Genomic DNA, 12,436 nt, shown 5'->3' on the forward strand with positions numbered 1-12,436 from the left:
AATGAAAGCCCTAAAAAATAAAGTCTTCCTAACCTCAATGCTCTTTGTTGCCAGTTTAAAGCTCTATAGCCAGCAGATATCCCTGCCTGAGCAAAAAGACAGGTGGGCTATACAACCTAATGGGAGTATAACCTGGCAAACAAACAAAAGCCTGCCTCATGCTGATCACATCGAAATGTCAGCAGAAAAGGTTTCGTTGTGGATAGATTACCGGATTGACACCGCCGGTGTTTTAAGAATAATCCGTAAAGTAGTTTTCCCCACATTCAGGATGCTGCCAGATGAAACCAGGAGCCATATCACTTATACTTTCCAGGATAATGAACTGCCACAGATTTATATCAACAACAGGCTTTTGAAAATGGATATTTCCAGGCGTGACCAAAGGGGCAATTTGGCATTTGTCCCAAAAAAAATTAACCACCATGGCCTTATGCGCATCACAGCTGATGCCGAAACAGCTAATGGGGTTGAGATTGAACGCAGCCTTTTTCCATCGGTAGAAAAACCTATGGCGGTTGAAAAATTTGTTTTGCGCAATACCAGCGATAAAGCGGTAAGGGTTTCTATGGAAAAGCTCGTCCGCAGCGTTACAACCGATACCTTACAAAGCAAATCATCGCCACATACCATAGTAATGAAAACGGTTAATGAAGGCAGCCGTATTCTTGCGCCAGGCCAGTCTACTGTTTTTTCAGTTTGTTATTTTGCTACAGATCACCCCGAAAAGCCACTTACCATAGACCCTGTAGCAGAAGAGAATGAGCGGATTAAACGCATCAGCAACATCCTCTCTCCCCTACAATTGGAAACTCCAGATACGATTTTAAATACTGCCTTTGCTTTTGCAAAAATAAGGGCTACAGAAAGTATCTTCAAGACCAAACGCGGATATTTACACGGTCCGGGAGGTCTTGAATATTATGCGGCAATATGGGCAAACGATCAGGCTGAATACATCAGCCCTTATTTTGCCTTTTCGGGCGATAGTGTTGGCATTCTCTCTGCAATGAACTGCTACCGGATGTTTGCCGCTTATATGAACCCTGAATACCATCCCTTACCCAGCTCTATTGTAGCAGAAGGAGATGCAGTATGGAAAGGTGCCGGAGATCGTGGTGACCAGGCCATGATCGCTTATGGCGCTTCAAGATTTGCGCTTGCTTATGGTAAAGCCGACTCGGCGAAAGTGTTGTGGCCGCTAATCAGCTGGTGTCTGGAATATAATAGCAGACATATCAATAAGCAAGGCGTGGTCGAATCGCAAAGTGATGAACTGGAAGGCAGATTCCCTTCAGGTAAAGCAAATCTTTCTACCAACTGTTTGTATTATGATGCGCTGGTATCGGCAGCGATGTTAGCCGGGCAATTGCATTTGCCACAAAAACAGATTAATGAATATTCCAAGCGTGCAAATGAACTCAAAGGTAATATCGAGAAGTATTTTGGAGCTAACCTAGCGGGTTTCGATACCTACAAATACTACGAGACCAATAGCACATTACGCGCCTGGATCAGTATGCCCCTTGCCATGGGAATTTACAATCGCAGTAAAGGAACCATTTCTGCCCTATTTTCCCCCCAGCTCTGGACCGTTGATGGTTTGGCAACCGAGGCTGGAAAGGAAACTTTTTGGGACCGTTCTACCCTTTATGGACTTCGGGGTGTACTTCAGGCAGGTGCAACCGATCAGGCAATGAAATTCCTTCAATATTACTCGCGCCGAAGACTTTTGGGCGAACATGTTCCCTATCCGGTAGAAGCCTATCCTGAAGGTAATCAAAGACACCTTTCGGCAGAAAGCGGCTTATACTGCAGGATATTTACTGAAGGGGTATTCGGCATGCGGCCAACTGGATTCGACAGCTTTAACTGCTCACCAAGGCTACCTGAAGCCTGGAAACAAATCTCTCTGCGGAATATCAATGCTTTTAATACCTTTTTCGACTTGAAAATAGAAAGGTTAGCCGGCAAGAAAATTAAGATAACTGTAACTAAAACAAACGGTAGCCATACCTCCTACTCCATTACAGAAGGCAGCACCATTCAAATAAAATTATAAGGAAAAAGCTATCAATGAAGAAGATAAATAAATAACCAAATTATAAACCTTACAACTAAAAAAAGATGAACAGAAAGATACAAGTATAAAAAAGAACAGTCGGGTAACCAGTTAATAAAAAGCCGGAAAGTGTTCGTAGCACCATCCGGCAAATCTAAAGGTTACCATTAGCCAGATTGAGTAATCGACATAATTTTTTAACCCTAAGTTTTCAAAAATATGAATTTAAATTCAAAAGCCAGGCTTTTGCTATGGCTTCGCTTTCCCAAATTATCACCCGCCTTACCTTTCACAGCACTAATTGCTTTGGTTGTTTTTAGCCAGGCGAACGCAAGGCTCTCTGCCCGTGGTCATCTTCCAACAGCATATAAAATACTTAGCCCAGGCCCTGAACCCGCCATCAACATCCTTAAAATTAAAGGTAAGGTAACCGATGAAAAAGGCCTGCCATTGCCAGGGGTGAGCATAAAAATAAAAGATGCAAACAATGGTACCACAACCGACAATGATGGTAATTACAGCATTACCTCACCCAATGACCAGGCTATCTTAGTCTTTAGTTACATAGGTTTCATCACCCAGGAACGCAAAGTAACTGGTTCCGCTACAATTGATGTTGTCCTCAAAAGTAAAGACGCTGATTTAAATGAAGTGGTAGTAGTTGGCTACGGTACGCGTAAAAAAGCAGACGTTGTAGGCGCTGTGAGTACTGTAAAAGGAGAACAGGTACTTCAAAATGCTTCGCCTTCTGTTTCTAATTCCTTAGCCGGAAGGGTACCTGGATTAATTACCAATAACCGCTCCGGAGAGCCTGGAGCAGATGGGGCCAGTTTATTGATCAGGGGATTGAACTCATTTGGTGGGGGTACCAGCCCGTTGATTGTTGTTGATGGAATCCCGGATAGGGATTTAAATCGCATTAATCCAGATGACATTGAGAATATTACAGTCTTAAAAGATGCTTCGGCAGCTATTTATGGGGTGAGGTCAGCCAATGGTGTTATCTTAATCACCACTAAAAGAGGTAAAACTGGTAAAGCTGCAATCCACTATAACGGCTCATACAGTATCCAACAGTTAACCAGGTTTACCCACCGCGTTAACGCATGGGAATACATGACTTACTTTAATGAGCTAAACCTTAACCAGGGGAATACCGCACCTTATGCACAAAGTGAAATCGACAAATATAAAGCAGGTAATGATCCAAACTATACCAGCACAGATTGGATGGATGCGGTATTCAGAAAAAATGCACCACAGAACAACCATTCGATTTCTGTACAGGGTGGAGGTGAACAGGTCAAATATTTTTTTTCCGGACAAACCCTCGATCAACAGAGTAACCTAAGGAATAGCGAACAACGGTTTAAACAGTTCAATATCCGTTCGAACATTGATGCCACTATTTCACCAAACCTGAAAGTTAACCTGGACATAGCCGCCCGCAAGGAAGACAAGAACAATCCAGTGGTTTCTTTAAGTCAAACCTTACATGAAGCGGTAAGTATGTACCCTTTCTTACCGGTATACTGGCCAAACGGGTATATCAATGCCGGTATATCAAATGGTAGAAATCCGGCAATAATGACCTCTTCATTGCCTGGTTATGACCACACCAATTATTACACGGTAAACCCTACCCTTGGATTTGACCTGAAACTGCCCTATATCCTTAAAGGCTTGTCTTTAAACGGCTATGCTGCCTTTGACTATAAATATGTTGAACAAAAAACATTCCGCCAGCCCTGGGATGCCTATACTTACGATGCTGCGAGCAAAACCTATAGTAACCAGAGAGCCAGCACCAGTATTCTGAGCCTGGCGCAGGACGCCCAGTTATCGAATCAAAATACCTATTTCATCAAAATGGCTTATGACCATCAATTCGGCAACCATAGCATCAATGCATTTGCAGGATTTGAGCAAACAGTAAGCAAATGGAACAGAACATACGCTTACCGTAGAGATTTGTTGAGTAACCAGCTTGACCAGCTATTCACCGGAAGTGCCGTTGATCAGAATGCAACAGGTTCGGCTTCTCAGGATGCACGCGAAAGCTATTTGGGAAGGCTGGCTTATGCGTATAAGAATAAATATCTTGCTGAGGCCTCTTTTCGCTACAATGGCTCCTTTAATTTCCCAACAGACAAAAGATGGGGGCTATTCCCTGCAATATCTTTAGGCTGGAAAATTTCTGAAGAAGGTTTCTTTAAGGACAATATTAAAGGTATAGACCAGTTAAAATTACGCGCCTCTTGGGGCTTAATGGGTAGCGATGCCGTGGCTCAGTACCTATATGTAACCCGATACCAGTTAGTAAACAATCCTATTTATTACACTTACTTTGGTGATGACTATACCGAGGTGAAAAACCTTTATCTTTCTGCAACGCCTAATCCTAATATTACATGGGAAAAGCAGGATACCAGAAACATCGGATTCGATGCTGCATTTTTGTCTAACAGGTTGAACATTACCTTTGATGCTTTCCGCTTCTTAAGGAAAGATATTCTGGCACAGCGCAATGCTTCCGTACCACAATATACAGGACTATCACTCCCTGCTGAAAACATTGGCAAATCATTAAACAAGGGTATTGACTTTTCCATCAACTATAACGAAAACAGGAGTACTTTCAAGTATAATTTCGGAGCCAATTTTACTTATGCCAAGAGTAAGATCATTTTCCGTGACGAATCACCTAACATCCCTGAATGGCAAAAATCAACTGGTTATGCAATTGATTCCTGGTTAGTATACCAGACCAATGGTATCTACCATACCCAGGGCCAGGTAGACAACTCTCCTCACATGCCGGGCGCAAAACCAGGCGATCTCTGGTTGATTGACAAAAGTGGAGACGGAAATATTACCAGTGATGATAGAGTCAGGGTGCCTGAATCAGCTACACCAAAGATCATGTATGGGCTATTGATGGGAGCTGAATACAAAGGTATTGCCCTTAATTTGGTTTGGTCGGGACAGGCTATGGCCAAGCAAATGATACTACCACAATCACAAGGTTCGCTCGTAGCACCTCCATCCTACCTGTACAACGGACGCTGGACCCCCGATAATCCTAATGCAGAATTTCCAAAAGCATTTAACGCCAATGATCCCCGAAACTCAACATCTGCTGATTTCTGGTTGCGAAATGCTGCATTTTTGCGATTAAAAACCATTGAGCTTTCTTATGCCTTGCCTGAGGTTACCTTCGAAAAATATGGCATCGGTGCGGTAAAGGTATTTGCCGGGGCCACCAACCTATTTTCATTTGACAGCATGAAGAAATATGGTGTCGACCCCGAAACTAATAATATCACGGGGATCAACTATCCACAAACCCGCATTTTTAGATTTGGTTTAAATGTTAATTTATAAAAACGACAAATATGAAAAATAAAATACTCATCTGTTGTTATATCCTATGCGCTATAATGACTTCCTGCAAAAAGGATGTCTTAAATAAAACACCACTTGATTCTTATACAGATCAATCGGTATGGAATGATTTAAGTCTTGCAGAAGCTTTCACAAATAATCTCTATAACATCCTGCCCAATGCTGAACACAACTGGGATAATACCACCAACAGGACATGGGCTTTATCTTCAGCCAGTGATGAAGCGTACAACAAATTTGACGATTACAATGCATCGGTGATGAATTCAGGTACTTTGACACCAGACAATCTGGGGAATTTTGACATCTGGGCCCCAACCTATGGCATTATTCAGAACTGTAATATTTTTTTATCGAAGATTGATAATGTTCCAGGTGATGCAGCACTACGCGACAGATTAAAAGGTGAAGTAACCTATTTAAGGGCATATGCCTATTTCAAATTGATCAGGGATTATGGAGGTGTTCCCCTAATCAAACAACCCTTTGATCTGAACAGTAGCTTTGAAATCAGCCGCAGCAGCTATGATGAATGTTCAAATTTCATCTCTGATGAGTTGGACAAAGCTTCAGAACTGTTAAAAAAACAAAGTTCAACTACTTACGGCAGGGTTACTACTGCCGCAGCGCTTGCATTAAAGTCTACAGTTCTTTTATATGCAGCCAGTCCACAGTGGAATACAACTAACGATCTGGCGAAATGGAAAAGAGCCTCGGATGCAGCCAAAGCAGTAATCGATCTGCCTTTTCAACTATTTAAGGGGAATTATGCTGATCTTTTTACAACTAAAAATTCAGAACTGATTATGGTGCGGTTAACCAATAAAAAGTATATGTGGAGCGCTTTCCAGGGGGTAGAAATGTTTTTATCTGCCAGTGGATACCATGGATGGGCTTCGTTTGCCCCGAGCCAGAACCTGGTAGATGCATTTGGAACACTGGACGGTAAAGACATCACCGATCCGAGCTCAGGTTACAATCCGCAGCAGCCTTACCTCAATCGCGATCCTCGCTTTTATCATGATATCGTTTATGATGGAAGGCCATACGGGAAGCCTGAATTTTTTAAAGACAGATACAATGTGGGGAGCACCAATGCAGCTGAATTTTATGAGGGCGGATTAGACTCGCCCCAGGGCTGGGACAAATGGAACAATAGTGTTACCCGCTATACCTTTAGAAAATATTGCGATACCACCTATAACTTCAATAACGAAACCCAAACCAATAAATTCTGGGTTATTAGCCGGTTAAGCGAAATTTACCTGAACTATGCCGAAGCCCAGTTTTATCTTGGCAATAATGGCACAGCAATTCAATATTTGGATTTGATTAGGGAAAGAGCAGGCATAAAAAACAAGCTTCCGAACACCTTAACAGGTACAAACCTTGAAAATAAAATCAGAAATGAAAGACAGATTGAACTCTGTTTGGAAGGGCACCGTTATTATGATGTGCGTAGATGGAAAATTGCCAGTATAACCGAAAACAAACCATTAATGGGTGTAATAATCACTAAAAATGGTAATGCCAGCAAGAATTACAACTATACCCAGGTACAAACAAGGGTATTTAAGCCCCAACATTATTTGCTGCCTATCCCCAAAAGTGAAATTAACCGGACCAAGCTAAACCAGAACCCGGGCTATTAAAATTAAATTGAAGGAATGGTTTGCTATGGCAGATCATTCCTTCCGTTATTCTCGCTTCAATAATTTCCACTTAAGTCCAATTTGAAATAAACATGTAAAAACAAAGAACATTTATAAAAAAATACCTTAGTTTTAATGATTTTCACTACCTAGCAATGATTTAGATAAAACTTATATACCTGTAAAATAACTAGAAACAAGTTTCATCTGTAAATAATTAATCCATACCAACCGTTCCGATATGCTCACTATTTTTGAAAAGATTCAAGAACTCGAAGAAATACCATCTTATTCCAAACATGAACAGTTTGTTCAGGGCATCATTAATGCGATTGATGAAAAAATCATCTTAAAAGGCGCCCCACTCCCTTCGATAAGTGTATTGATCAAAAATTTGGGTTTTGCAAGGGAAACGATTATGAAAGGTTACAGGGAGCTGATTAGCAGGGGAATAGTAGAATCTAAAAGCAGACTCGGGTATTTTGTAGCAAATGACGACACAGAACAAACGCTTAAGGTAGCCCTGCTTATGTACCTCATTGACTCTTTTCAGGAGCAGTTCTATAGAAATTTCAGAAATGAACTTGGGCCGAACGTACATATTGATGTGTTTTTCCACCATGGCAACATTACCGTGTTTGAAACGATGCTTGACATGATTAAAGGGAAGTATGGTGTGTATGTTATCTCGCCGATTCCCCACCCAAAAACAAAGCAGCTGCTGGAAACCCTGCCTGGCAACAAACTTATCATGTTTGATCGATATGAACCCTTAGAAGGTGAATTTAATTTCATTACCCAGGAATTTGAGCAATCGACTTATAAGGTACTTTCTGAACTTGCAGAAACAATAATGAAATTCGATGAAATGATTCTTTTTCATACGCCAGGCTCACTGGATCCTATTGAAATTATTAAATCCTTTAAAAAATTCGCCAAAGATTTCAAAGTAAATACCAGGATACTAAATGAATACAAACCCGGCAGTGTGGAGAAAGGCAAAGTTTATTTCACGTTGGACAATTCTGAGATATGGAAAATCATGAAGGACTGTGAAATAAAGCACTTAGAAATTGGAGAAGACATAGGTATCTTATCTCATAACGATGAAATTGTTAAAGAGATTGTTGGTGGTGGTCTTACCACTTATTCAGCAGATTTCTCGTTGATGGGCAAAAAAGTAGCACAGGCCATTTTGAAAAAAGAAAAAGTGCAAGAAATTATCCCTACAGTATTGATCAGAAGAAAATCCTTATAATCAGCTCCAATGAACTCCATTGCCTTCATTACTTTTCTTGTAGTCACTTTCCTGGTTGGTCTGATTTCCTGGTTCAAAACCAGAAGGCATAAGATAACAACCTCAACAGGCCTTTTTCTGGCTAACCGTACATTAAGTTTTACTGCCGTTGGCAGTGCATTGTTTTTCACCAATATCAGCGCCGCTGAGTTCGTTGGCAGCAGTGAATCGGTTTATATAAACAACATGACAGTAATGGCCTGGGGAGTTAGCTCTGTTTTTGCGATGCTGATTGTATCTGAATTCGTAATTCCGGTCTATCTGAAGGGAGCCATGTCTACCACTCCAGATTTTTTGGAAAACAGGTATGACCCCGCGACAAAGAAACTGGTTTCCTTCATATTTCTGATCAGCTATATGGTGAACCTGTTACCAATTGTGCTCTATAGTGGCGCTGTTGCGTTAAATGGCTTATTTCACTTTTCAGACGTGTGGCACATTAGTTACACAGGTAGTATCTGGATACTGGTTTGGTGTATTGGTCTTGTTGGCAGTTTGTACTCTATTTTAGGAGGTTTAAAGGCAATTGTAATCTCCGATCTTGTTTTGGGGATATGTATGTTTACCGGTGCATTGTTATTGGCTTACTTCGGATTAAGCCATGTTGGCCATGGTAATCTTCAACAAGGAATACACACTATCCTTAATTCAAAAACAGAACATTTTAATTCAATAGGTACATCAACCGATGCAATACCTTTTTCAACAATCTTTACCGGAATGATTCTGATGAATCTCTTTTATTGGGGTACTGAACAGGTTATTGTTCAACAAGCTCTTGCCTCCTCTGATCTAAAAACCAGCCAGAAAGGTATTGCCCTTGCCTGCGCAGGAAAACTACTTGGCCCACTCCTTTTTATATTACCCGGAATTATTGCCGTTCATATGTACAGTAAGGTACAAAATACCACTGAAGTGTTTTCAATGGTAGTAAGTGATGTATCTCCGCCCATCCTTAGCGGATTTATTGCCGCAGTTATTTTCGGAGCCGCAATTACTTCTTTTTCTCCAGGCCTTAACAGTGCCAGTACTTTATTTATCCTAAACCTTTATAAACCTTATAAAGAAAAAAAAGGCACAACGGTTACAGAAAAAAGCCTGCTCAGAAATTCAAAAAGATTTGAAATGTTTGCTTCTTTACTCGCCATGTTTATTGCACCGCTGATTATTTTCTCTAATGATAATTTTTACACTTTTATGCAGAAAATGAATGCAGCTTTCAGCATTCCTATCTTTACCATTATGTTTGTTGGTTTCGTAACCAAAAGAGTGCCTCCAATTGCTGCGAAGATAGGGCTCATATTTTGCCTGTTCGGCTACATCCTTACTCAAATATTTTTTGATACGGGTATTCATTTCTTACATATACTGGCTTTACTTTTCATTTCGACAACCGTAATTATGCTCTTAATTGGCAGGTTTTACCCCATGCAAACTGCTTATTTACCCCAGGACAAAGGCGTTGTAGATTTAAAACCATGGAAAAACCGCCACTGGGTTAATGCCTTTCTACTCATCATCATGGTAATGCTGTTTTTGGTGTTTTCTAAATTAGGCATTGCAAAAAATTAATAACACCATAAGGCACAGGAAGATATTTTAAAAAGCCATGCAAATAACCCGATAACGACAGCGCTTCGGCAGTGTTTTAGCTCCAGCGATTATCCCAAACCAAACAAGTTGATTAAAATATTGTATATTACTCAGGTAAATAACATTGCAGATCCTTATGGTAATCATTGACAGTTTTGAAGAATATAGTGCGTACTTGGGCAAGCAGATTGGCGAATCAAACTGGCATAAGATAGAGCAAAAGCAGATCAACAAATTTGCGGAGGCAACTCTTGATTTTCAGTGGATACATGTAGATACGGAGAAGGCACGTTTGGATAGTGCATTTGGGTCAACAATTGCCCATGGTTATTTAACCCTATCACTCATTCCCTATTTATGGAAGCAGATTGCAGATATAAGAGGTGTAAAAATGGAAGTAAATTACGGAATAGAGAAGTTTAAGTTTAACCGTCCGGTTTTGGTCGATGATCAAGTGCAACTCCGCGCAAAGTTAATTTCAATTTCAGACCTGAGAGGCATTACAAAAGTTGTAATCCAGGCAGATCTCGATATTATGGGGCAGACAAAAACTGCATATACCGGAAACGTGATATTCTTATACCATTTCAATTAAAAGATAAAACCTTTCTATTTTCCATTTCCCTGTTTACCTATATCAAATTTTTGAAAATCTATTACAACTTTAGTAAAAGCCGGAAATAAATAAGCTTTACCCTTCTCAAATGCTAATCTTCTAAATATGGTTCTGGATTAAATACCTGCATCAACTACTGCAAGGTTTAACTTTAATCCATTAAGCACCCTATTATTGTCGCAATTCCACCTCACGGGGTGCTTTATTCCTCATTAAATTTGGTCTATAATTTAACCTAATGTAAACAACATGAGAAAGATCAGAATTTTTGAACATATTTCCCTTGATGGTATAATAGAACACGACGGAGACTACACCTATGGCGCATGGACTACACCTTACCGCAGCCCCGCTGGAGCGGCAATGCTTTTTGAAGCATACGGACCAAACTTTGATCTACTACTTGCCCGCCATACTTACGATATATTTAGCGGTTTTTGGCCAAATGCCGGAGATTTCCCAATGGCAAATGCAATAAATGCTGCAACTAAATTTATTGTAACCCACAGACCGGCTAGTCTGGAGTGGGGACCGGTGCAAGGTCTTAATGAGGATGTTGTAGAGGCGATTCGCACACTTAAATCAACCGGAGGACCAGACCTGATTGTAGTAGGAAGCTCGACACTAACTTCATTACTGCTTGACCATGGACTAGCCGATGAGGTGGTACTCATTACCTATCCGGTATTGCTTGGCCATGGCAAACGCTTGTTGGCCGATACTATTGATGCCCGTGAACTTATTTTTGTTGACTCGAAAGCTACGCCTACTGGTTTGCTCATCAATACCTATAAACACGCTGGCGCGTTAAAAAAATAAAACCCAGCTTAAAGGCATATCATCCATATTAACTGCATGGTATGCCTAAATGTACTCCCGCCTCACTCCTATGTCACCTTTCCATAGCTAAAAAATCGAATGATTTAAGTTATACCGGTTGAAGTGAAGCAATCATTCTACTTATAGTTTTACCGCAATAAGGCTTTTTCTAAAAAGACGAGTCATTTTTCGCCCGATTTAAAACGGCGTTCGTCGAGAAGTTACAGCCGTTGGTATAATACGGCCAAAACCGCTGAAACGTTTCTCATCTCTTGCCGTCTTATTATTAAAACATTCACAAAATATTCTAAAACTATAAAACGAAAATATTATGAAAACTTCATTCTCAACCCTAGCAAAATCATTAATGGCAGCTGTTGTTTTAAGCACTTCAATCTTCTCTACAACTGTTATGGCTACCGAAAAACAACCTGTTAAAATCTCTGCTCCAAAAAACTTCGATAAAGTAGTAGTGAGCGGAAATGTAGAAGTAACCCTGATCCAAAACGGAACTGAAGGCATTAGCTATGCGGATGACAATAGCGGAAAAGTAAAAGTGATCCAGGATGGAACAGCTTTAAAAATTACCTCAGCAGATAACCAAGTAGCTAAAGTTACTGTTTATGTAAAAAGCATTTACCGCGTAATGGCATCTGATGATGCAGTTGTAAAAACCGAAGGCAAATTAAACGTAACTAATCTTCAGGTACTTTTAAGCGGAAATGCAGTAGCCAAAATCGACTCGAAAACTGAAAGCTTATATACTGTTATTGCAGACCGTGCAGATTTAAAATTAAGCGGAACTACTCAAAACCATAGCCTGGTAATGGGAAGCACACCAAAATTAAACTTAGATCGTTTCGCTGCTGTAAATACAGTAATGAACACTCCGGAAGCTACAATCCAAACTGCAGCCTTATCAAAATAAGCATCACAATTTTTTAATACAAGAAAAGCGGCCATGGTCGCTTTTTGCGTTTTTGGCCATTCTA

At 40.4% G+C, this 12,436-nt stretch carries 8 protein-coding genes; all 8 read left to right on the plus strand.

Going from position 1 to position 12,436, the window contains the following annotated elements:
* The first annotated feature begins 1 nt into the window (after window position 1).
* The 8 genes from DBR40_RS21830 (at window position 2) to DBR40_RS21865 (ending at window position 12,372) form a co-directional block, all read left to right on the plus strand.
* On the plus strand, window positions 2-2,062 hold the full coding sequence (locus tag DBR40_RS21830; protein WP_124561857.1) for a hypothetical protein: 2,061 nt from the start codon (window positions 2-4) through the stop codon (window positions 2,060-2,062).
* 219 nt (window positions 2,063-2,281) lie between these two features.
* On the plus strand, window positions 2,282-5,446 hold the full coding sequence (locus DBR40_RS21835) for a SusC/RagA family TonB-linked outer membrane protein (protein ID WP_124561858.1): 3,165 nt from the start codon (window positions 2,282-2,284) through the stop codon (window positions 5,444-5,446).
* Between the two features lie 11 nt (window positions 5,447-5,457).
* Window positions 5,458-7,119 (plus strand): RagB/SusD family nutrient uptake outer membrane protein, encoded by a 1,662-nt coding sequence (locus DBR40_RS21840; protein ID WP_124561859.1) that lies wholly within the window; start codon window positions 5,458-5,460, stop codon window positions 7,117-7,119.
* 241 nt (window positions 7,120-7,360) lie between these two features.
* Entirely contained in the window at window positions 7,361-8,377 is a 1,017-nt protein-coding gene (locus DBR40_RS21845; protein WP_124561860.1) for a winged helix-turn-helix domain-containing protein, read from the plus strand.
* A 9-nt stretch (window positions 8,378-8,386) separates the two neighbouring features.
* A complete protein-coding gene (locus DBR40_RS21850) occupies window positions 8,387-9,988 on the plus strand; it encodes a solute:sodium symporter family transporter (RefSeq protein WP_124561861.1) in 1,602 nt (533 codons plus the stop codon).
* Between the two features lie 157 nt (window positions 9,989-10,145).
* Window positions 10,146-10,604, plus strand: coding sequence for a MaoC family dehydratase (locus tag DBR40_RS21855; RefSeq protein WP_124561862.1), 459 nt, complete (start codon window positions 10,146-10,148; stop codon window positions 10,602-10,604).
* Between the two features lie 270 nt (window positions 10,605-10,874).
* Entirely contained in the window at window positions 10,875-11,444 is a 570-nt protein-coding gene (locus tag DBR40_RS21860; protein WP_124561863.1) for a dihydrofolate reductase family protein, read from the plus strand.
* A gap of 331 nt (window positions 11,445-11,775) precedes the next feature.
* A complete protein-coding gene (locus tag DBR40_RS21865) occupies window positions 11,776-12,372 on the plus strand; it encodes a GIN domain-containing protein (RefSeq protein ID WP_124561864.1) in 597 nt (198 codons plus the stop codon).
* Window positions 12,373-12,436 lie beyond the last annotated feature (64 nt).

Origin of the sequence: Pedobacter sp. KBW01, from assembly GCF_003852395.1 — a bacterium.
Taxonomy (GTDB): Bacteria; Bacteroidota; Bacteroidia; order Sphingobacteriales; family Sphingobacteriaceae; genus Pedobacter.

Excerpts from the sequence above, each read along its gene's own strand:
- DBR40_RS21835 (WP_124561858.1), top strand. The coding sequence starts at position 2,282 with ATGAATTTAAATTCAAAAGCCAGGCTTTTGCTATGGCTTCGCTTTCCC.
- DBR40_RS21855 (WP_124561862.1), top strand. The coding sequence starts at position 10,146 with ATGGTAATCATTGACAGTTTTGAAGAATATAGTGCGTACTTGGGCAAG.
- DBR40_RS21860 (WP_124561863.1), top strand. The coding sequence starts at position 10,875 with ATGAGAAAGATCAGAATTTTTGAACATATTTCCCTTGATGGTATAATA.
- DBR40_RS21845 (WP_124561860.1), top strand. The coding sequence starts at position 7,361 with ATGCTCACTATTTTTGAAAAGATTCAAGAACTCGAAGAAATACCATCT.
- DBR40_RS21840 (WP_124561859.1), top strand. The coding sequence starts at position 5,458 with ATGAAAAATAAAATACTCATCTGTTGTTATATCCTATGCGCTATAATG.
- DBR40_RS21830 (WP_124561857.1), top strand. The coding sequence starts at position 2 with ATGAAAGCCCTAAAAAATAAAGTCTTCCTAACCTCAATGCTCTTTGTT.
- DBR40_RS21850 (WP_124561861.1), top strand. The coding sequence starts at position 8,387 with ATGAACTCCATTGCCTTCATTACTTTTCTTGTAGTCACTTTCCTGGTT.
- DBR40_RS21865 (WP_124561864.1), top strand. The coding sequence starts at position 11,776 with ATGAAAACTTCATTCTCAACCCTAGCAAAATCATTAATGGCAGCTGTT.